Origin of the sequence: Sporosarcina sp. NCCP-2222 (assembly GCF_023168145.1) — a bacterium.
Taxonomy (GTDB): domain Bacteria; phylum Bacillota; class Bacilli; order Bacillales_A; family Planococcaceae; genus Sporosarcina.
The window spans coordinates 191,165-212,049 of sequence record NZ_BQYK01000002.1 but is presented as its reverse complement, the minus strand read 5'-3'; the positions used below and the strand labels follow the sequence as shown (position 1 = coordinate 212,049).

The 20,885-nt window shown below is 46.2% G+C and carries 19 protein-coding genes; 16 read left to right on the top strand and 3 right to left on the bottom strand.

Translation table 11 applies throughout. The annotated features are described in order from the left end of the window. Nucleotides 1-70 precede the first annotated feature (70 nt). Nucleotides 71-691: a class I SAM-dependent methyltransferase gene (locus NCCP2222_RS04990; RefSeq protein WP_248510169.1), complete on the top strand. Its 621-nt coding sequence runs from the start codon at nt 71-73 to the stop codon at nt 689-691. After that, nucleotides 675-869 carry a YwbE family protein gene (locus NCCP2222_RS04985; protein ID WP_248510168.1) on the top strand — a complete coding sequence of 65 codons (195 nt, stop codon included), beginning with the start codon at nt 675-677 and terminating at the stop codon, nt 867-869. The genes NCCP2222_RS04990 and NCCP2222_RS04985 overlap by 17 nt, the downstream gene beginning before the upstream one ends. 47 nt (nt 870-916) lie before the next feature. Here NCCP2222_RS04985 and NCCP2222_RS04980 read toward each other — a convergent pair whose 3' ends face one another. Then, nucleotides 917-2,248: a uracil-xanthine permease family protein gene (locus NCCP2222_RS04980; RefSeq protein WP_248510167.1), complete on the bottom strand. Its 1,332-nt coding sequence runs from the start codon at nt 2,246-2,248 to the stop codon at nt 917-919. 234 nt (nt 2,249-2,482) lie between these two features. On the opposite strand from NCCP2222_RS04980, the gene NCCP2222_RS04975 reads away from it, so the two are divergent. The 3 genes from NCCP2222_RS04975 (at nt 2,483) to NCCP2222_RS04965 (ending at nt 5,072) form a co-directional block, all read left to right on the top strand. Further along, nucleotides 2,483-3,457: an aromatic ring-hydroxylating oxygenase subunit alpha gene (locus NCCP2222_RS04975; protein WP_248510165.1), complete on the top strand. Its 975-nt coding sequence runs from the start codon at nt 2,483-2,485 to the stop codon at nt 3,455-3,457. Nucleotides 3,458-3,555: 98 nt separating this feature from the next. Beyond that, the gene (locus tag NCCP2222_RS04970) at nt 3,556-4,368 is read left to right on the top strand and encodes an ABC transporter ATP-binding protein (protein WP_248510163.1); all 813 of its coding nucleotides are present in this window, start codon (nt 3,556-3,558) and stop codon (nt 4,366-4,368) included. Then, nucleotides 4,365-5,072 (top strand): hypothetical protein, encoded by a 708-nt coding sequence (locus tag NCCP2222_RS04965; protein ID WP_248510161.1) that lies wholly within the window; start codon nt 4,365-4,367, stop codon nt 5,070-5,072. Before NCCP2222_RS04970 ends, NCCP2222_RS04965 begins: the two co-directional genes overlap by 4 nt. A gap of 45 nt (nt 5,073-5,117) precedes the next feature. On the opposite strand, the gene NCCP2222_RS04960 is transcribed toward NCCP2222_RS04965, so the two are convergent. Both NCCP2222_RS04960 and NCCP2222_RS04955 read right to left on the bottom strand, forming a co-directional pair. Further along, complete coding sequence (locus NCCP2222_RS04960; RefSeq protein ID WP_248510158.1) at nt 5,118-6,332, bottom strand: MFS transporter; 1,215 nt, start codon at nt 6,330-6,332, stop codon at nt 5,118-5,120. Next, entirely contained in the window at nt 6,329-7,390 is a 1,062-nt protein-coding gene (locus tag NCCP2222_RS04955; protein ID WP_248510156.1) for an ArsR/SmtB family transcription factor, read from the bottom strand. Before NCCP2222_RS04955 ends, NCCP2222_RS04960 begins: the two co-directional genes overlap by 4 nt. Nucleotides 7,391-7,747: 357 nt before the next feature. On the opposite strand from NCCP2222_RS04955, the gene NCCP2222_RS04950 reads away from it, so the two are divergent. The 11 genes from NCCP2222_RS04950 to NCCP2222_RS04900 all read left to right on the top strand — a co-directional run. Beyond that, nucleotides 7,748-8,119 carry a DUF5412 domain-containing protein gene (locus tag NCCP2222_RS04950; protein WP_248510154.1) on the top strand — a complete coding sequence of 124 codons (372 nt, stop codon included), beginning with the start codon at nt 7,748-7,750 and terminating at the stop codon, nt 8,117-8,119. Nucleotides 8,120-8,284: 165 nt separating this feature from the next. After that, a complete protein-coding gene (locus NCCP2222_RS04945) occupies nt 8,285-9,367 on the top strand; it encodes an NAD(P)H-dependent flavin oxidoreductase (protein ID WP_282570659.1) in 1,083 nt (360 codons plus the stop codon). A 483-nt stretch (nt 9,368-9,850) separates the two neighbouring features. Beyond that, the gene (locus tag NCCP2222_RS04940) at nt 9,851-10,144 is read left to right on the top strand and encodes a WXG100 family type VII secretion target (protein WP_207959066.1); all 294 of its coding nucleotides are present in this window, start codon (nt 9,851-9,853) and stop codon (nt 10,142-10,144) included. A gap of 79 nt (nt 10,145-10,223) precedes the next feature. Further along, nucleotides 10,224-10,463, top strand: a complete 240-nt coding sequence (yukD, locus tag NCCP2222_RS04935) for an ESX secretion system protein YukD (protein WP_238083624.1) — start codon at nt 10,224-10,226, stop codon at nt 10,461-10,463. 11 nt (nt 10,464-10,474) lie between these two features. Next, nucleotides 10,475-11,647, top strand: coding sequence for a type VII secretion protein EssB (gene essB, locus NCCP2222_RS04930; RefSeq protein ID WP_248510150.1), 1,173 nt, complete (start codon nt 10,475-10,477; stop codon nt 11,645-11,647). Nucleotides 11,648-11,679: 32 nt separating this feature from the next. Beyond that, nucleotides 11,680-16,158, top strand: a complete 4,479-nt coding sequence (essC, locus tag NCCP2222_RS04925) for a type VII secretion protein EssC (RefSeq protein WP_248510149.1) — start codon at nt 11,680-11,682, stop codon at nt 16,156-16,158. Continuing rightward, complete coding sequence (gene esaA / locus NCCP2222_RS04920) at nt 16,155-18,983, top strand: type VII secretion protein EsaA (protein WP_248510142.1); 2,829 nt, start codon at nt 16,155-16,157, stop codon at nt 18,981-18,983. Before essC ends, esaA begins: the two co-directional genes overlap by 4 nt. Further along, nucleotides 18,980-19,507, top strand: a complete 528-nt coding sequence (locus NCCP2222_RS04915) for a type VII secretion EssA family protein (RefSeq protein ID WP_248510140.1) — start codon at nt 18,980-18,982, stop codon at nt 19,505-19,507. The genes esaA and NCCP2222_RS04915 overlap by 4 nt, the downstream gene beginning before the upstream one ends. Beyond that, on the top strand, nt 19,504-19,884 hold the full coding sequence (locus NCCP2222_RS04910; RefSeq protein ID WP_248510138.1) for a YwqH-like family protein: 381 nt from the start codon (nt 19,504-19,506) through the stop codon (nt 19,882-19,884). Before NCCP2222_RS04915 ends, NCCP2222_RS04910 begins: the two co-directional genes overlap by 4 nt. Before the next feature lie 69 nt (nt 19,885-19,953). Then, nucleotides 19,954-20,259: a YwqI/YxiC family protein gene (locus tag NCCP2222_RS04905; protein WP_248510136.1), complete on the top strand. Its 306-nt coding sequence runs from the start codon at nt 19,954-19,956 to the stop codon at nt 20,257-20,259. After that, on the top strand, nt 20,256-20,885 hold a 630-nt coding region (locus NCCP2222_RS04900), incomplete at its 3' end, for a ribonuclease YeeF family protein (RefSeq protein WP_248510134.1). The genes NCCP2222_RS04905 and NCCP2222_RS04900, both read left to right, overlap by 4 nt.

Below are 20,885 nucleotides of genomic sequence, written 5' to 3'. Positions count from 1 at the left end.
TAAGGAAACCATCTACAGTGGGATTCCGTGCTACACTGAAAGAAATGCAGAGGGAAGGGACGCATGATCGATGAATCCATGGCATGAACGTTTTGATACAGAGGAATATGTTTATGGAAAAGAGCCGAATCAGTTCGTCGTCAAGGCGGCGAAGCAGATACCGAAAGGCAAAGTGCTATGCATCGCGGAAGGGGAGGGGCGGAATGCCGTTTATTTGGCGACGCTTGGCTTTGATGTGACGGCATGGGATTATGCCGAGTCGGGTCTGGAAAAGACACAGAGATTGGCAGCGGAAAAAGGAGTGGCTGTCAAGACGGAGCTGCATGATTTGGCGGATGTGGAGTGGGGATTTGAACAGTGGGATGCCATTGTTCACGTCTTTGGCCATTTTCCCGAAAAAGTGATGAAACGCACAATAGAGGGAATTCAGCAATCACTCCGGTCGGGTGGCCTCTATATCAGTGAACTATACACGAAGGATCAACTGCGCTATGGGACAGGCGGGCCGCGTGACGAGGCATTGTTAGTTGAACCGCTTAACCTGCTGCAAAGCTTTCAAAGTCATTTTATCGAACACTTTTATATAGGAGAAGTGTATCGCGAGGAAGGGCAGCTCCACACAGGGAAAGCCCATGTGGTACAATGCATATTTAAAAAAGAGGGAGAAATGCAAAATGGACGGACGGAATAGAAGTGACGTGAAGCCCGGGCTGCGAGTGAATGTCATCTTAAAAAAGGACCAGCGGACAGGTACAAAAACGGAAGGTATCGTACAAGATTTGTTGACGAATTCCAGCTATCATCCGCATGGCATTAAAGTACGCCTGGCTGATGGCCAAGTCGGCAGGGTATGCGACATTTTGGAATAAAAACTAAAAAAGAGTGCAGACACAATCCGTGTTTGCACTCTTTTCTCTTATTCGATTGATTGCGGTTCAGCTTTCTCCTTTTTGGCGACAGGAATAATTAGGTTTAATAAAACCGTAGCCAGCGCGCCGACTGTGATGCCGGATGACAGGATATAGTTGGCCCAGTCCGGAACGTTCGCCAATACTTCTTTCGGAAGTACCGTGACGGCGATTGTCAGGAGGATTGGAAGGCCGATGACCATCATATTGCGGTCGTCGATGACAATAGGTTGAATGACTTTCATGCCGTTCGTAACAATGGCTACACAGACAATACCGAAAATCCCGTTGATGACAGGTTCGGGAATGCATGTAATGGCAGTCGACAGTTTAGGAACTAGGCCAAGGCAGACGAGAATCCCTCCGCTGACCATGATGACGGTCCGGCTGGCGACGCCTGTAATTGCAAGAAGTCCGGCATTGGAAGAGTAGCCGGTCATCGGTGTACTGCCGACGAGCGATCCAGCAAGACAGCCGAGCCCTTCTCCGAACGAAGCACGGTTTAACCGCTTTTCGTCAAGCTCTTCTCCTGTTACTGTCGAGACGACAAACCAGGTACCGGTCGTTTCAATCAAGATAATTAAATAGACGAAAATCATGGAGATGATAGCACCCGTGTTAAAGACCGGTTTACCAAATGGCAATAGTGATGGCAAGGAGAACCAGGCTGCGTCCCAGACAGGTGAGAAATCAACGGTTCCCAGAATGCTTGCCGTAATGGTGCCGCCAACGATTGCGAGAATGACAGAGACCAAGCGGAAGAAGGTACCAATGCCGCCAAGTCTCCGGCCGAGCAGCATACAAACAATCACAATGATAGCTGAAACGGAAGCTACGATAATATTCGTGCCAATACTGCCTTCCGCAAGGAAAATATTATTCAGGCCGATCGGCATTAACGCAATTCCTACGATGATAATAACCGTTCCGCCAACGAGTGGAGGAATTGTTTTGCGGACCGCTTTCGCGAACCATTTCAAAGGATAGCCAAGTAGGGCGATAAAAATAGCACCGGGAATCAAACTCCCTGCGATAGCGCCAAGTCCCAATTTACTGCCGATTGCCGCAATGGCGCCAACCGGAACATAGGATGGCCCTTGCACAACAGGGAGCTTGATGCCGGCACCGGTTTGAATCAATGTGGCAATGCCTGTTGCGAAGAAACACATTTGGATAAAGAAAGACGTATTTTCTACTGTTAAAGAAAGAAGTCCTGCAATGATGATCGGGGCGATATATAAGTCCATCGCGAGTACGTGCTGTAATCCGAGAACCAAGGCTTTTGGGGCGCTTACTTTTTCATTGACGCCAATAATGATGCCATCCGGTTTCTTTTCCATAGTTGCTAACCTCTCTTTTTGGCTTATTACGAACTTTTCAAGTGAATTATATAGTTTTTATTCGGTTTTGTATATAAAAAACGAACAAAAAAATATTGGTATTAAATATAGTTCGTGTTTGGGGTTGACGGGCTATAGAATTTTCCCGTACTATGTAGATAGATTGATTAAACGCAAAGGTCAAAAAACACGTAAAGCAACCAAAGAGCAAAGCAGACAGAAGGAGCGATGAAAATGATAGATGATCAAGTGGTACTGGAAGATTGGCTAGTTGCATGCCGTTCAGAAGACGTCAAGGAGTCGCCGATCCAAGTCGTGTTAATGGGAGAACGTCTGGCGATTTTCCGCAACAGCAAAGGGGTTCACGCCTTCAAGGATCTTTGTATCCATAGAGGGGCAGCCCTCTCGCTAGGGGAAGTGAAAAATGACTGTCTCGTTTGTCCGTATCATGCGTGGGAGTATGACGATGAAGGGGCATGCGTTCATATTCCGCAGCTTCCGGAAGGGCGGGCGATTCCTAAAAAAGCGAAGGCCACTTCGTATGCATGCGTAGAAAAGTATGGATTGATTTGGGTGAACCTTGCGGGGAATGATCCTGAGCTATTTGAATATAAGCCAATGAATGATGAGAGCTACCATCATGTCATCTGGGGTCCTCAAGAAGTGGTCGCAAAGCCGCCGCGCATTATTGAAAACTTTCTCGATGTCGGCCATCTTGCGGTCGTTCATGTCGGCGCACTAGGGACAGAATCACACCGGGAAGTGCATGATTACAAGGTGCACAAAGAAGGAGACCGTATCTTCTCCGATGAAATCGCGATTTATCAGCCGGATCCGGATGGCTCGGGTATCCCGAAATATGTCTACTACACCTATGAAATCCATCGACCTTTCACGGTGAGCTTTACGAAGAGAGACAAGGAGAACAATACACTGATGACCATCCTGCTGACAGTTCGCCCGATCGATGAGGATCGTTCCATGGCCTATGGCATCCTGTCATTTAATTACGATACAGGTCTAAGTGATGAAGCATTGATTCAATTCCAGGATGAAATTTTCGCACAAGATAAGCCAGTTGTGGAAAATCAAAAACCTGAAGAATTGCCACTCGATTTGCAGGTAGAACTATCGCTTGTCTGTGATCGCATGAGTATCGCCTATCGTCAGTATTTGAAAGAGCTCGGCGTGAAAATGGGAACTGCATGAGTAGGAAAAAGGCACCGGAGAAATCCGGTGTTTTTTTATTTTTCCAATAGATTTACTGTATACTAGTGCTTTAAGTGAATGTTAAATGGGGGATGGGAATGGAAGTCGTTCTGGAAGTAACAAATATCGGCAAAGAAGTAGCCGGGCGCACGTTATTTCAACGCGTTACGTTTTCTTGCACACGGGATACCATTTTATTCGTTCAGGGGGGGAATGGCTCGGGGAAGAGTACGTTGTTGAAGATACTGGCAGGTATTTATGAACCGACCGATGGGGACGTACGATGGAACACAAACAAAATTGGCTATGTCCCTGAGCATTTTCCAGAAGGGCTGCGCTTTAAAGTGAAAGAATATTTATTGTTAACAGCTTCCTTCCATACTTCGGCGAAGGAGAGTGAGTTGCTCCTTGCGAAGTACATGGATCTATTCGGATTAAGTTCATTTCAGAATACCCCTCTTGCCAATTGCTCCAAAGGGACAAAGCAGAAGGTCGGCATTATTCAGGCTCTTCTCATGCAGCCTGATCTCCTTCTATTGGATGAACCGCTCACAGGATTGGATCAAGGCGCGCAAAAAGCATTTGTCAGCCTGTTGCACGAATTACGAGGGCAGATACCAATTATTTTCACCGCACATGAGGAAGGCCCAATCACACAGGTTGCAACAGAGACCTTACAAATAGAGACTGGAAAAATGAGCATCTATCAGCCGCATAGGCAAAGGAAACCGCAAAGACTGATCCGCGTGAAGTTCCAAGAAGAACAGGATTTGGCGTTCGTGCCATCTGACCGCATACACTTTGACGGAAAGACGGCGGTCATTACGGTGGAAGAGGATAAGAGTGACAACCTGTTGCGAAAACTGCTGGGAGCGGATTGTTCCATATTGGAAGTGAAGGTGAAATCATGATTCGGTCGAGTTTTATTCAATATCAAATGAAAAGCTACCTCCGTTCTTTGACTTTCATACCGCCGGTCACTCTTTTCGGAGCCTGGGTCATTATTTTTTATACATACAGCGGCGTTCCGATTATGAGCAGCTATGTCATAACAAGTGTTTCGATGTATTTAGTCATGACATGGGTAGCGATGAATGTTTTTTCATTGGAAGATGAAACCGAGAAAAACTTATTGATTGTCCAACTAAATGGAAAACGTGCTTACTTAATCGGGAAATGGGCCGTCTGTTTCCTGGTGACTGCTGTCCTGGGGGCTTTCGCTCTTGTATACCCGCTCGTTTTTTCAATCTTTAAGGAGCCGATTCAACCAGTCCAGCTCATGGCGGCCATTTACGGCCATATAATATGCGGATTCTTCGGAGTATTGGTCGGTTCTTTTTTCTCGACCTTGAAAATAGAGTCTAAACGATTTGCCTGGCTTTCCGCCATGTTCGTCATCGTTATTTCATTGGCAGCGGAAGGGATTGTCGAAAAGGCATCCTTCTTCAAATGGCTATTGCTGCCGTTTCCGCCTATTTATCAAGTCATTCTTCACTTTACGGATGGCACGCCCTATGTGGTTGGAAATGGTTTTTGGCTGGATACGCTATGGGTAATGGTTTATGTGGTGGCAGGCTTTTTCCTGACGAAGAAATTATTTTTAAAGAGAGAATAAACCCACTGCTAGGACGGTTGCTTTCAAGACGACCGTCCTATTTTTTTATGAATTTTGGGCGGTTGGCTTGTCAATAAAAGAAAAATAGGGCATCGCCATGCCTGCTAAAGAGACGAGCACAATAATGGAGCCGATTGACAGGTACAGCGGACGAATGCCCCATAGTTCGCTGATTGCACCGCCTGCCAGTATGCCAAGCAGCATGGCGGATTTTATGAGGGCTAACCGGACAGACATGACTTTTCCCATCATGTTATTGGGGATAGTCAGTTGGCAGATGGATAGATTGTGGATGCTAAAGATAGCCATAACAATACCTGCTATCACTTCAAAGGCTATAGCAAGAGGGATGGAGTGGACAACACCAAGGGCCATGTAGGTGAATCCCCCCATTACTAATGAGCCCAGCATTAGATAGCGTCTGTTCATTTTTTGCAGTTTGGCAATCAAAAAGGATCCGAGAATATAGCCGAATGGGAACCCGGCCATGAAGTATCCATAGTCTTTATAATCTCCTCCTAAAAGTTCCGTGATGTATGGTAAATTGATGACCATTGTGACGCCAACCCCAAATTGGACGAACGCGAGAAAAATACCCAACCATACGACAATGCGCATTTTGAAGAAGTACGTGAACCCTTCACGCAGCTGTCCCAGCCACGACTTGCGAATGGATAAAGGGTATCGTTCTTCCTGTAAAGAGACTAGAAGAAAACCTGAACACAAAAGTAAAACGCTGACCAATAGATAAGTTAAGGAAGAACCGAGCGACTGAATTACAATACCGCCTAGAACTGGAGCCGTGAACAGCATCATCCTTGTCATCCCATCTAAAAAGGCATTTGCTGAAGGTAAATTTTCACTTGGGACAATGGTAGGTACGATTGCTTGGCTCGCCGGAACATAAAGGGGAGTCATAAAGCTAATAACAATCTGCACCATATAGATATGCCAGGTCTCCAAATTCCCAAAATTCATGATGAGAAGGGGGAGAAGGAAGATGAAGCCCCTTGTCCATTGGGAGAAGACCATGATCCATTTTCGGCTCCAGCGGTCAACGAGAGGACCGCTGATGAGCTGGAACAAAATTGACGGGACATAGTAAAACAACCACATGGTTCCAAGTGCCAGTTTGGATCCCGTAAGTTCATAGACGAGAACCGAATTGGTGAATGTTCCAAAGGCACCGGCGAGTTCGGATGCCGTCGCCCCTGTGCAAAGCAACAAGAAATTTTTATTGCGGGTGATCCCCTCCTTCATTCGTTTTCTCCAACTGGATGGAAATCTAAATACTGTTGCAGTTCTGTAGGCAACGAAGTAATCGATTTTGGCTTCATCACGTATTTAGAAGAACGGATTCCTACAAGGGACGCTGCGCGCAACAGTTTCAGATGGTGGTGGGCTGTGGATTTCCCGATATTCAGTTGTTCTGCTATCTCTTTGAGCGTGTAATCCTTTTTGGACAATAGTTTAATCATCCGAAGCCGTGTTTCATCTCCCAGCGCTTTATACTTCTGGATAAGCAGGTAATCGGGAAGATACGGATCGTCCGGATAAATGCTGGTACTCGGAATGGGATAGTAAAAGACTTTCGTATTCTCAATATCGGAGACAATTGTCCACGGTCGGTAACTCATTTGTGGTATTAATAAAACCCGGCTGACACTCGGCTCAGGCGAATATTCAGTACCGCCTGTCGCCCACGTAACAAATTCTTCAGCACTTAGCTTTTCCTGCATCATTCTCTTCTGTTTCATATCCCGAGAGGCAATTGCTAACAATTGATCCGCCTCAGGCAGAACGACAATTTCATGCCATAAGGTGAGAACCTTTGTAAGGTGTTTCTTTAAGTCGTCTCCGTTCACTTCATGAATGAACGTTATGTAAGTAGGGAAAAAGCCAATGTCTTCCGTTACGGTCTGCAACTGTTTGACAGCATTCAAGTCTCCTGTTGAGGCAGCAATTCTTGTGTTCTCGTTCCTGCCTCCTGTATAAGGCAAACAGTGATACTTTAATTCCTTGTCAGATAGAGTTTTGAGGAATACAGCAAATCCCTCCAATGTGCTTTCCGTGCAGACGTGCAACAATTGCAGCAAACTCTTCCATGTATTATTCGCTTCGACATATTTCAATTCCGCAAGCAATGGGTCGGGCATATTTTTTCGAAGCATCTCAAAGGACTTCTCTTTTTCCAGCGTATCAAGCAACGGGGTGTTGGTGAAGGCAGCGATTCCTAACGCACTTTCCAAAAGCAACGAGTATTCAAGCTCGACAATATAGGTTTCCTTTTTTCTGCCGGTAATCGATAAAGTGTTCATAACGCACATCTCCTTTTAATTGAGTATAGATGATTTAATTTTACTGTTCAATATTTATCGAATGATTCGTTCTATGATATTAGTTTAAATAAAAACATCTCCTGGGAAATTTAGTTACCTATGGTAAAATGATAATAGTGGAATTAACTATAATTGATAGCCAAATGGTTCAAGTAAGTAGACCAATCGGCAAGGGGATGAGGATTAGTTTGCGAAAGAAACGATTCAAAGTACTTCTTATTACCGCAGGAACTGACAATCCCCATGTAGAATCCTTTACTGAATGGATGCGCTCAAAGCAAGGACAAGAAATCGTGAAAAAGTCTGGCTACCTACCTGTAGGGGAATGAAAGAGCGATGAAGAAAAGATCTACTATTATCATAACGATTTTTATACCGCTCCTAATATTCGCCGTAGTTCTCTCTATTATTTGGTATCAATTCTTTTACAACACGCAGCGGCTGCCCGAAGGGGTCTTTTTAACAGAGTCGTCCTCGCCCGGTGGTGATTATACGGTAACGGCATACTTGGTAGATGGGGGAGCGACCGTTTCTTATGCGGTGCGAGCTGAAGTGGTTTATCATAGAAAGAAAGATAAAAAGAAAAATATTTATTGGCAATATCGGGAGGATGAAGCTTCTATTGAGTGGCTGGATAGCCATACAGTGCGCATCAACGGCCACAAATTGGATGTCAGGCGAGATGTGTATGACTGGAGAAAAGACTAGGAGGGGATGGATTGTGGCGGTTGTGCTTTGGCAGGCAGCATTGATCATATCAATTCTATTGTTCTTTTTTGGTTTGTTGACGAGGCAGAAACGAGCCTTGCTTCTATGTGCAGTTATGTTTTTGCCGATCTCCTATTATTTTTGGGGAGTCAACCATGCAGTTAAATGGATAGCATTGTTTCCTTTACTACCTCTGTTGCTTCTATTTCTTATTTACCGAAGAGAAGGGAGAGTGCACGAATGAAACTGTTGGAACTGTTAGGAATAGAGCATCCGATCATCCAAGCTCCGATGGCGGGTGTGACGACGCCCGAATTCGTGGCGGCATCGTCGAACTTTGGCGTGCTTGGTTCGATTGGGGCAGGCTATTTGTCTGCAGATGAAACGCGGGAGTTTATTCAGGCGGTAAAGAAGCGGACGGAGAGGCCAATCGCGGTGAATTTGTTTGTTCCAGAAGAGATGCAGATGGAACAAGAGCTGTACGAGGAAGCATATGAGGCATTGCAGCCAATCGGTGCAAAGCTGGGGATGCCATTATGGGACGTGACGCTTTCTGTTTCTCAATTTGAACAGCAACTGGATGTAATCATTCAAGAAAAAGTGGAGGTCTGTTCGTTTACATTCGGATTGCCAAAGCCAGGTGACATAAAAATCTTGAAAGAAGCGGGTGTCCAATTGATCGGCACAGCAACTTCGGTCGAAGAAGCGCTTGCTGTCGAGAAAGCGGGGCTGGATGCTGTTGTCGTGCAAGGCAGTGAGGCAGGCGGGCATCGAGGCTCCTTTATTGGGTTGCCTTTGATTCCTTTGCAAACGTTGCTGCAAGATGTGGCTAAGGCTGTTTCCATACCAGTCATCGCAGCAGGCGGAATCGCGGATGCGGCTCGAATGAACCAAATGCTGACCTATGGAGCACAAGCTGTGCAAATCGGGACCGCCTTGCTCGCCGCCCGAGAAAGCGGGGCGCATCCTCTGTATAAGCAGGCAGTATTGCGGGCTCAAGCGGGAAGTACAGTATTAACCGATACCTTCTCCGGAAAAATGGCGAGGGGCATTCACAATGAATTTATCGAAATGATGCAGAACGCACGGATCGCGCCTTATCCAGTTCAAAACGATTTAACGAAAAAGATACGCAGCGAAGCGGGGAAACAAGGGAAGCCGGAATTCATGTCCATGTGGGCGGGTGAACAGGTGCATTCCACAACAGAAGGAACCGTCGAGGAAATTTTACGAAAGTTCATCAGCTGACGACGAAGCATTTCAATGCCTATTGTGCATTGGAATGCTTTTTTATGTATTCACGATAGAATCCTAAGAATTTGTTATACATTTACAGTACGAATTGAGGTCGTATGATTAACCACAATATGGAAGTTGGTGTACAGTCTATTTTCTCTTTGCTCTTCATGTACATGATTTCGCCATAAATGAATCAAAAGGTCTAAAATTGTAAGAAAACTTGTGACTTTTTGGAAATAAATACTTATATTTCGAGTCGGGATGACAGAGTGTTATGTGATGGAAATTGGAGAATATGACCAAGACCTCATTACCCTTTTCCTATCCGGCAAATACGTGTTTTTAAAGTTTTTTGACAATGAATTTAAGTATGTGCTATTGATTACAGTAAGTACCTAGCTTTTCAAAGATTCATAGTTGAAATATCTGTCGTGGGTTATGTGATTCCACGCAGTTATTTTATAAAAAATTTTTTGAATGGAGAGATGAAGCATGTCAGGAATTATTCGCGTCACACCCGCAGAACTATCGGCAATGGCAAACCGTTATAACCACGAGTCTGGAGAGGTCGCTTCTCAAATCGGACGTCTTGATGGGATGATCGGTGAATTGCAATCGGTCTGGGAAGGTGCTTCCAGCGTTGCGTTTGCTGAACAGTATGAGCGCCTCAAGCCGCACTTCAATGAAATGAGAGAGTTATTGAGCGAGATTGGAATCCAGTTGAATCGCGCAGGAGAAGCTCTTCAAGACGCGGATCAACAAGTTGCAAGTCAAATTCGCGGCTGAATGCATTCCATATGTTACGTATTCGGAAGCGTCTTTCTGTTAAGTGGAAGGCGCTTCTTTGCTTGGAGGGAGAAGTCTCGTGTATGTAGAAGTGACAATTGATGTGAAGCGATATGGAGCCGAGGAATTCGACCTTCGCTTATCCGATTTGCATAGCTTGAAGAAATTGATCGATATCGCCTGGCAGGTCCGTTCCATTTCGGAAAAGCAGCGGGAAGGGCATTGGATTCGAGTTGTCAACAAAAATAAGGCGTATCCGGGATACCTGACGCTGGCCGAGTGCGGCATTACGACGGGTGACCGGGTGGAAGTCATGTGAGGGGAATTGGGATGTCGAAACAGAAAAGCTCCTATTTCGAAAGTTTAATCGATACGGAAGTGCGGCGGGAAGAAAATCAAATCACCTTGTCATTTCAACGGGAACGGATTGGTCTCAAAAGTCCGTCGGTCGTCCAATTCCTAAGCGAAGTCGAACCAGAAATCCCTAAAGCGATCACGACGACAGATGATGAATTGATCATAACGGCAATCATTCCAGAATTGCATCAGCCGTTTGAGGCGTTGCGCCAAGAGAATATGAAAACGAGATGGATCTTTGCCCACCAATTAATTGAGAAGGTGGAAAAGCATCCTTACGATCGCATTACGCTGGCTGTCTGTCCTGAAAATATCGTGTACAACACAGGAATGACACCTTATTTCATACATTACGGAATGATTGATGCCCTACCGCCGATGGAAAAGAATCCAGACCGCGTCTGGGCCGAAACAAAAGCTGCGGTCGCTGCGGCGGTAAGCAACTCCAGAACGTTTGACGACTATATCAAATACCAAGATGCTCTGCCGTTAAATGCAGTGGAGCAATCGATCCTGTCTGCAAAAGATCCGGAAGAGCTGCGGGTGTTTTGCAAGAAACAGATTCAGCTGATTGAGGAGAATGAAAAACGTTATATCAAGCTGCCGAAGAAGAAATGGAAGTCGTGGAAAATTACAGCCATCAGTCTAGGTGCCCTGCTAGTCCCTGCACTTATTTTCGTATGTTATTACTTTATCTATACTAAACCGACGACAGATGCCTATATGACGAGCCACCATTTATTCTTGGCGCACCGATACAGCGAAGTAGTAACGACGCTGGAACCTCTTCAGGTAAACAACATGCCTTATGTCGTTCTGTACGAAGCCGCCCTTTCTTACGTGACGAATGAACGGCTGGATGAGGAACAGAAAAAGAATGTTCTCTCTAATATTACTTTGCAGACCGATGAAGATTATTTAAAGTACTGGATCTATATCGGGAGAGCGGAAGCGGAAGAAGCGGTGGATTTGGCCCGGTCCATGGAGGACGGGGAATTGATCGTCTACGGGCTGTTGAAAAGACGGGAGGAAATCCAAGCAGATCGGGATTTGACCGGGGAAGAAAAACAGCAACTGCTGCAAGATATCGACCATGAAGTAGAAGAGTATGAAAAGTTAATGGTAGAAGAAGAGGACGATGAATAAAAGAAATCGCCATTGGAAAGTAGGTGAGGATAATGTTGGAACTCTGGCTGTTCTATGATCGGCATTACCAACGGGTGCCGATCAATGAATACGATTTTGACCGCATGACGATCGGTTCTTCCGTTGATGATGATATCACCATGCTGGATTTTCCATTTCCGCAAGGTTCGATTGTCATTGAGGAAGTGAAGGATGGCTTTGCGATACGGGAATCCGGAAAGAGACTCGGCATTTTATCAATGGAAGACGGTGTTTCCGTTTCACGAAAAGGGCGATTGCTGACATTACGCTTAACGAAATCGTTATCGAAAGAAAAGGCGTATTTTATCGGAGATGAAAAAGAAATAACCGTCGGGATGGATGGAGATGCGGTAATCAGCAACATCCAATCAGAGCATCCACTCGGAAAGCCATCAGGCGGTTTTTCACTGTTGAAACTATCAACAGGCTGGCGAATCGAGATGGAAAAGAACTGTCCTCTATACATAAACGGAGAAAAACAGGAAGGGAGTCCGGCGCTCGCTTGCGGGGATATCCTCCAGTGGGGTGGTATGGAGCTTCGTTTGCTGGAAGAGGATGTGCTCGCAATCCGTTCGATTACGCCAGTGCAAACTGTACTTCCGGAAATGGAGCTGCCTGCTTCAGAAATGGCTGCGCTCTATCCTGAATACCGCCGGACCCCCCGTATGATTTACGATTTGCCGGATGAACGAGTGACAATCACATTTCCAACGCAGGAAAGTGAGTATACAGGAAGAGGGCTGTGGCTCATTGTTGCTCCGCCTCTTGCTATGCTCATCGTGCTTGGGCTTGTGGCGATTCTCATTCCACGTGGGATTTTCATTATCATTTCGGTCACCATGTTCACCGTGACGCTCATAACTTCCACGATTCAATATTTCAATGATAAGAAAAGAAGAAAACAGAGTAACGAAAAAAGGAAGCGAGTCTATACAGCATATTTACGCAATATGCGCGAAGAGCTTTATACATTAGCAAAAAAACAGAAGGATGTGCTCGCTTTCCACTTTCCTTCTTTCGAGCAAATGAAACATATGACGAACCAACTATCCGGCCGGATTTGGGAGAAGACACTGGATAGCCATGATGCGTTCGAATTCCGCCTTGGAACCGGCAGTGTGCCGTCAAGTTACGGAATCACGATGTCGACATCAGAGCTTGCCAACCGGGATACAGATGATTTGCTGGAACAGTCCCGGATGATGGAGGAAGCGTTCAAGGAAATCCAGGACGCACCCATTACAGTAGGACTCGCTTCCGGAATGGTCGGTCTGATCGGAAAGGATTCGATCATCCGAAAAGAGTTGAATCAAATTCTCGGCCAGCTTGCATTTTTCCATAGCTATCATGATGTGCGGTTTATCTACATTTGCAAGCACGCCGATTATTCAAAGGTGAAATGGATGAAATGGCTTCCACAGTTCACGCTTCCGCATATGCATGCAAAAGGATTTATTCATAACGAGCAGACGCGTGATCAGCTGTTGTCTTCTCTGTATGAAATGATCAGGGAGCGGGATGTGGATGAAAACAAAGGAAAGGTGATCTATTCTCCTCATCTGGTATTTATCATCTCTGATTATCAATTAATTGCTGAACATATGATTTTGGAGTATTTGGAAGGCAATAAATTGGAGGAACTCGGGATTTCCGTTATTTTTACGGCATCCGCCCAAGAATGGATACCTGAGAATGCGAAAACGCTAGTCCGGTATTTAAATGAGCGGGAAGGCGAAATCGTCATGAATAAAAAACGGGCTGTCCGGATTCCCTTTCGCCTGGATACGGTGGAGGACCGAACGAATGAAACGTTTGCCCGGATGTTGAAGACGCTGAACCACCAAGTCGGCATGGTCAGTTCCATACCGAAAATGGTCGGCTTTCTTGAAATGTATGGCGTGAAAGAAGTGGAGCAGCTGCCGATCCATGAGTTCTGGTTATCTAATGAATCGGCGAAATCACTTGCCGTCCCGATCGGTATGAAAGGAAATTCGGAGCTTGTTGAATTGAACCTACATGAAAAGGCGCACGGACCTCATGGATTGTTAGCAGGAACGACCGGTTCAGGGAAGAGTGAATTCCTTCAGACATTGATCTTATCGCTCGCCGTGAACTTTCATCCTCACGAAGTCGCCTTTCTATTAATTGACTATAAAGGCGGCGGGATGGCACAGCCTTTCCGGAAAATCCCGCATTTGCTAGGGACAATTACGAATATCGAGGGCAGCAAAAACTTCAGTATGCGGGCGCTGACCTCTATCAAGAGCGAGCTGAAACGCAGGCAAATCCTATTTGACCGGTTCAGCGTGTCCCACATCGATGATTACACAGCGCTCTATAAAGAAGGGGTCGCTGAAGAGCCGATGCCGCATTTATTGCTTATTTCAGATGAATTCGCCGAGTTGAAAAGTGAAGAACCGGAGTTCATCCGGGAACTTGTCAGTACGGCGCGTATCGGGCGGAGCTTAGGTGTCCATCTCATACTGGCGACACAGAAGCCAGGTGGTGTCATCGATGAGCAAATCTGGAGTAATGCCCGTTTCCGCGTCGCATTGAAGGTGCAAGACGAATCCGATAGTAAGGAAATCTTGAAAAATAATGACGCGGCTTCCATTACAGTAACTGGCCGGGGCTATATGCAAGTCGGCAACAATGAAGTGTACGAACTTTTCCAATCCGCGTATAGCCGGTCTCCGTATTTAGAGGAGACATTCGAGGGGGAGGATGAGATCGCTATCGTGACCGATCTCGGCCTGTATCCACTATCCGGCATCCGGACACGTTCCGATAAAGGCAAAGCGAAAATTACCGAAATTGAAGTGGTAACGGAGAAAATTGTATCTGCGCAACACGATATGGGGATTCGCAAGCTGAGAAGTCCATGGCTGCCGCCTCTTGCTATGCGGATCGAAAAACCGGCTTTGATTGAAAAGGATACGGCAGCCGTGCCGATTGGCATGATTGATGAAGCAGAGAAACAGAGTCAAACCCAGATCGGCTATCAGCTAATGGAAGATGGAAATGTCGGCGTATTTGGCTCTCCGGGCTACGGCAAATCCTATACACTTCTAACGATGCTGTTAGGCATCTGTGAGAAGCTGTCGCCGGAGCAGGCGCATGCTTATATTTTGGATTACGGTAATGGCTCGCTTCTGCCATTGAGGCAGCTTCCGCACACTGCGGATTATCTGACCCTTGGGGAAGATTTGAAGCGTACGAAACTGATCAAGCGGATCACAGAAGAGATGACAAAGCGCAAGCGGGCATTCCAGCAGGCCGAAGTAAACACGATTCGGATGTATAACGAAGTGGCGGACGAACCATTCCCGTTATGGTTTATCGTCATCGATAACTACGATATTGTCAGAGAGGAAATGGAAGAGACCGAGCTTGCGATCAATCAGTTCGGCAGAGACGGGCAGGCGCTCGGGATTTATTTATTTGTCAGTACGACAAGGGCGCAATCCATTCGCCAGTCCCTCATGAATAATTTGAAGACGAAGATCGTTCATTACTTAATGGATTCGTCAGAGGCATTTGGTGTTGTTGGGCGACTGCCGTTTGATCTGGAACCATTTCCGGGAAGAGCCGCGATCAAAAAGGAAGAGTCCTATTTTGCCCAACTTTACTTGCCGGCACCTGGTGCAAATGATTGGGAAGTACTCGATTCCATGAAAGAAACGGTTCGTTCGTTGAAAATGAAGTACGAAGGATGCCGAACGCCGAAGTCGATTCCAATGCTGCCGCTTGAATTGACGACCAACAATTTCTATGACTATATGGATCGTCGTCTGAAAGCAGGACAGCTGCCAATTGGATTGGACGAAAATACCGTTCAGCCGATCGTCCTTGATTTTACAAAAACAAACCATTGCTTGATCATCGGACAGCCGCAAAGAGGAAAGACCAACTTGTTGAAATTGCTCCTCCAACAATTGAACGAGCAAGAAAAAGGATTCATCGGCATTTTCGATTCGTTCGACAGAGGCTTGGCCGAATTCGGCAAGGAACATGAAGTGGACTATTTGGAAACGAAGGAGCGGCTTACAGATTGGCTGCAAGTAGTGGAGCTTTACTTTGAGCGGACGGAGCAAGTCTATTTGGAGAATCTCCAAAAAGGGAAACAGACTCCGATCCTGCCTTCCTATTTCATTATCGATGGATATACAAGATTCTTGCAAACGGTCGATGCCGGCATCCAAGACCGCTTGGCGAAGTTGATGAAGAAATATACACATCTAGGCTTCAATATCATCGTCTCCATCAGCAATGCGGAAGTGACCAAAGGATACGATGTATTGACGAATGAGCTGAAACTGGTCCGACAGGCTGTTCTGTTCATGAGGAAATCAGAGCAGACCTTATATACAATCCCTTACGAGCGCAAAGAGCCGGAGTTGCCGATGGGCTATGCCCACTACATTCTTAACGGCCAGGATTGGAAACTACTTACGCCCTTATGCCAGCTGGAGAGGAAGATAGCGCAATGAATAGCAGCAAACGAAAAAAAATACAATTGATCGCCGGTTTGTTAGTAATACTCGCCGTCCCCGTCCTGTTCTTTCAGTTAATGGGCGGCAGTCTATTGCATATGAACGGCCATCAGAAGCGGATCATCGCCATTGTTAACGAAGATCTTGGCGTTGCGAGAGATGGGGAACCGGTCGAGATGGGAAAGGAGGTCGTCTCCATCCTATCCGACAATTCCGAGTACGAATGGAAAGTGATGGGGCGAGGAACGGCGACAAACGGCTTGAAATCCAACCAGTACGATGCAATCGTCTATATCCCATCCGACTTTTCAAATCGTGTCATGTCTTACAATGAGCAAAGTCCTGAAAAAGCGGAATTCACGTATCAAGTGCAACGGCAAAAGGACGGATTGCAAAAGGAACGAGTTCTGCGTGAGATAGATGAAGCCTCCAATCGGGTGAATGAAAAAATATCTACCCTTTACTGGAGCTATGTCGCCAATGAAATGGATCATATCAAAAAAGAATTCGATAAGATTCTGACGAAGGAGACCGAATTCCTCGACGCCATGTCAGCCTACTACATGCCGGGCTCCGAACAATTGGCGGAAAAGATGAGACAGCAGAAGGAGCAGGTGGAAGGGCTCCGGTCCCTGATCGGCAATGCAGGCGAAGCCCACGCATCTCATATTCAAAGCACAGAAGCTTTCAGCTCTGAACTGTCGGAGTTCATTTCATACGTTGAGAAGTATAAGTACTATCAGGCGGAACAAAAGGAACTGCTCCTCCATATGCAGAGCAGCAGCCTGGAGAAAATTAAACAGGCAGCTGCTGTGCAGACGGAGCGTTACAACGAGTCCTTGCAAACTTTGGAGGAGAATAACGAGGAACTGAATTCCCGCATCACGGAAGTGAATGAAGCGATCGATGCCAATAAAGAGCGGCTCCTCGCTTTGGCGGAAATGCGGCAGCAGCAAGTATCCCGTCAAGTGGAAGAGTTGCTGACGGTGCAAGGAACAGCAATTGACAGGTATGCCTATCGATTATTCAATCGAGTCGGCCAAGAAGTGGAGGCCGGGAAAAAAGGCGAGCTGTCGACGGGTTCCGGGCAGATTGACGGACTCCCTTATGTAAAAGACTGGGCCGCTATTAAAGAACAGCTGGCGGCGAAGACAACAGAAAAAGCCGGCCGGACAACGCCGAATCTGGCGGAGGAACAACAGGAAATGCAGGCAATTCTAGCGGGCTTATCTTCGCTGAAATCCCAATTGGGAGAAGATGAAGCAAGCCAGCAGCTGGGTACTACTATTAGCCAGTTGGAATCTGACATGCAAACGTTGAACGAAGCCATCATGACGAAGGCCCAAACACTTAACGAGATGGTTAGCACAGACACGGGTGACTACAGGAACGCGTCCTCGGAGTTCAATGAATTGCAGGCTTCATTTGAGATGCTGGCCGAAAAATATGAGAGCCTGAAAACGATTTTGGAAAACAATACACCGGATCAGGCCGCCATCCGATATGCCATTGAATTGAAAGAACAGGAGTTGCTGAAAAATCCGGCATTATCAGCTGTAGAAAAAGAGCAGCTCGGTAATGTCTTCAAGCAAAATAATGCACATGTTAACTTTGACTCGCTTCTAGCCTATTTTGCGAAGTTAGATCAATACGAATTCATGCTGGAAGAGCGTCAAGGAGGAACAACAAAGCAAGAGCTGCTGCAGGATGACAGGACGAAGGAGATGCTGGAAGAGGTTGTGGAGCTCAATGTTGAGGAATTGGAAAGCTGGAAAGATCTTGGCACCAGCATTCCGGAAACTGAACTCAGCATGGAGAATGTCAGCACCTCATTTGCCGCAATCATGTCCGGTTATGAAAAATCAATGGAAGAGCAGCATACTGAGCTGCAGAACGACCTGAATACGCTCGACGAGCAGGCATCCGCCCTTTTGGCACAGTTGCAATCGACGGAAGGGGAACCTGCTCAAAATGTATCTGAAGGGCAAGTCATGGGCGGCCAACAAAATGTCAGTTCACAGCTTGCTTCCTTAAGTAGTCAAATGGTTTCACTATCTGAGCGACAAAACGGCTTGGTCAATTATGCTTCCGATCTTTATGGAAAAGCGAATGATATAAAAGAGAGCTCATTAGCGTTCGGAAATAAATGGCAGAAAAATCTAACAGAGATGTCAGCATTCAAAGATGACATTCAAAGTTATTTGGCGAACACCTACGTGGATGGGCAAGAAAACGGGTATGTCTTCAACTATTTAGTGAACCCATTGGAAGTGAAAGGAGAGGCAGTCGTGGCAGATGAGATGACCAAAGTGCCGCCACTCATCCTCTTTATCATCTTGCTGCTCAGCAGTCTCGCGATCGGCTTTTTCGCCCATCGAATTAAAGGGGCTTCCGTTTTATGGGACCTTGGAATGATTACGATTCTTTCATTGCTAGTGGGCTTGATCATCAGCTTATATAGCGTGAATATGTATATTCTACGCGACGATCGTGCCATCCAGTGGACCATTTTCACCATTCTGTTACTTCTCGCTGGATCGGCTATTATCAAAACGGCACTCGATATAAGCCTGGGACTCGGGTGGCTTGCGTCCATCGTATTGATGGGACTATATATTATGCCGTTACTCGTGCTTGGCGTACCGGAAATCAAAATTCCTGATTTGGTTTCAAAAGTGTTTATCTCCATTAAATATGACCCTGAAACACTCTTTGGCTGGGGAACTGCCATCGTAGCGACAATAGCGATTTGCATGTTAACTATTTCATATTTTGTGAACCGGCCAAAAAATGGGGAACCGCCAGTAGTGGAAGAGATATGAAAGCAGCGAAATCCATCGTCGTGATGGTGCTACTGTGCAGCGTCATTTTCAGTATGCAGGCTAGGGGATCGGCCGCCACAGATGGCTCGATCGAAGATTTGGAGCCGGTCCTCTATGAGAAATTGAAGTTTAACAAGAACACTGATTACTTACATGATGCAGGTAAAATCGAAATGAAAAATACACTCCCCGAGAAGCAATTCAACTTGCATTTCGACGGGAGTCGCCGGTTGCCTGCACGTGGCGACAGTTCCTATCTGTTCAGGACCGATGTACGTGGGGAGAGAAGCACCGTCGCGGCAAGGTCGAAGGAAATTGGCCTGTTTACCAAGACAGCCGTCCGCAAGAATGAGGCAACTGTCAGTTCGTATATCCCAGTGGAGCAACAGCGTGACAGCAACGGCCGGACCCTGCTATTCGTTTTGTTGATCGTGATCGGAACGGTCATTCTCTTCACCGTGTTCATTCCAAAAACCATACAGGAATCCCCTGTCAGGGAGAGGAAAAGGAGGAAAACAGTTTGATAGGTTTCTATATTGCCTTGAAGGCGAAAAAAATGAACGATGTGGCCAGGCTGCAAGCATGCAAAGGGGAACTTTCCGGCAAGCAGAGCGAGTTTCACGACAACGAAAAGAAGTGCATGGAGCCTGAACTGACCCTCACGACATGGCATGGCAAGCACGCCGATGAATTTGATGAGATTCGGGAAGCGGATATTCACGCCTCCTATGTGGAGCTTTCCGGAGATCAATTTACGAAAGTGTACGATGCAATCGATGCGAAAATTGCAGAGTTGAATGCCGAGATCGCAAGTATCCAGGCAACGATTGACCGGTTGTTGGCAGAGCAGGCGGCAAAGGAAGCGGCGGCAAAGGAAACCGCCAAGCAAGGAAGTAAATAAACGGGGTTCTTGTCAATCTCCGTATACAAAGATGAAGCTAGATGAACGTTCTACAGAGGAGGCTTTCTCATGACGGAAATGAAAATTGTCTATGAAGAGGTTGAAAGCAAACTGGGTGAAATCCAAGGGGCGACAGACGGGCTGGATCCTACAGCCGTACCTGCCATCTCTCAAAACCAAATGGATGTCGTAACGAAACTAACTGAATTGCAAACGAAATTGGAGACACTCCTGACCAATTACCAAACGCTGCTGCTGAAAAATGTAGAAACAACGGAGAACTCAGTTCAATTCGTGCAGGCCGCCGACGAAACAATCGGGAAGGGGATTGCCGCGGCAGGAAGTGCAATGGGTCTGAAGGGAGCGATCGAATGAAAATCCTCAAGGTCAGCACCTTATCAGAAGGGCTTGAAAACAATAAGGAAATGCTCGATCGTCTCGAAGGGGAAATGAAGAAAATAGATGAGACGATCCAAAAACTTGTGGGGCTGGAAGAAGAGTTAAAAGGGAAGGGTGGCAGTGCAATCCGATCCTTTTACAAGGAATGTCATCTGCCGTTCCTTCAGTTCATGCAACTCTTCAAAAGCAATTTATATAGCGTCCTTTCCCAAATAAAAGGTGCACTCGAAGCGCTTGAACCGAATCCGGACGGCTATATTCAAGAAAGCTTTTTGTTGGGAGAGGTGGAAGAGGGACTGTCTGAAATTTCAAGGGTGACTGCGAGTCTAACAGAGGAAGCGAATGCAATTATCGCGAAGGTTTCTGACATTGCCACCTTACCCCAATTAAATGACAGCGACGTCCAGACAGGCATCGGAAATTCGAAGAAGCGAAGAGACCAGACAATCGCCGACTTGAATGCTTTTGATAGGACACAAACTGAATCGTTAACGAGTGTTGAATCCGATTTGCTGACAATGGAACTTTGGCTAGCGGATATTCAAGGATTAATGGAAGAGAACTTAACCGATGTGTCCTTCCCGACAGAACAGTGGGCTAAA

Bases quoted from the DNA above. Each gene is read 5' to 3' on its own strand.
- esaA (WP_248510142.1), top strand. From the start codon at position 16,155: ATGAATAGCAGCAAACGAAAAAAAATACAATTGATCGCCGGTTTGTTA.
- NCCP2222_RS04950 (WP_248510154.1), top strand. From the start codon at position 7,748: ATGAAGAAAAGATCTACTATTATCATAACGATTTTTATACCGCTCCTA.
- NCCP2222_RS04965 (WP_248510161.1), top strand. From the start codon at position 4,365: ATGATTCGGTCGAGTTTTATTCAATATCAAATGAAAAGCTACCTCCGT.
- essB (WP_248510150.1), top strand. From the start codon at position 10,475: ATGTCGAAACAGAAAAGCTCCTATTTCGAAAGTTTAATCGATACGGAA.
- NCCP2222_RS04915 (WP_248510140.1), top strand. From the start codon at position 18,980: ATGAAAGCAGCGAAATCCATCGTCGTGATGGTGCTACTGTGCAGCGTC.
- essC (WP_248510149.1), top strand. From the start codon at position 11,680: ATGTTGGAACTCTGGCTGTTCTATGATCGGCATTACCAACGGGTGCCG.
- NCCP2222_RS04980 (WP_248510167.1), bottom strand. From the start codon at position 2,248: ATGGAAAAGAAACCGGATGGCATCATTATTGGCGTCAATGAAAAAGTA.
- NCCP2222_RS04955 (WP_248510156.1), bottom strand. From the start codon at position 7,390: ATGAACACTTTATCGATTACCGGCAGAAAAAAGGAAACCTATATTGTC.
- NCCP2222_RS04970 (WP_248510163.1), top strand. From the start codon at position 3,556: ATGGAAGTCGTTCTGGAAGTAACAAATATCGGCAAAGAAGTAGCCGGG.
- NCCP2222_RS04975 (WP_248510165.1), top strand. From the start codon at position 2,483: ATGATAGATGATCAAGTGGTACTGGAAGATTGGCTAGTTGCATGCCGT.
- NCCP2222_RS04985 (WP_248510168.1), top strand. From the start codon at position 675: ATGGACGGACGGAATAGAAGTGACGTGAAGCCCGGGCTGCGAGTGAAT.
- NCCP2222_RS04945 (WP_282570659.1), top strand. From the start codon at position 8,285: ATGGATAGCATTGTTTCCTTTACTACCTCTGTTGCTTCTATTTCTTAT.
- NCCP2222_RS04905 (WP_248510136.1), top strand. From the start codon at position 19,954: ATGACGGAAATGAAAATTGTCTATGAAGAGGTTGAAAGCAAACTGGGT.
- NCCP2222_RS04960 (WP_248510158.1), bottom strand. From the start codon at position 6,332: ATGAAGGAGGGGATCACCCGCAATAAAAATTTCTTGTTGCTTTGCACA.
- NCCP2222_RS04940 (WP_207959066.1), top strand. From the start codon at position 9,851: ATGTCAGGAATTATTCGCGTCACACCCGCAGAACTATCGGCAATGGCA.
- NCCP2222_RS04990 (WP_248510169.1), top strand. From the start codon at position 71: ATGAATCCATGGCATGAACGTTTTGATACAGAGGAATATGTTTATGGA.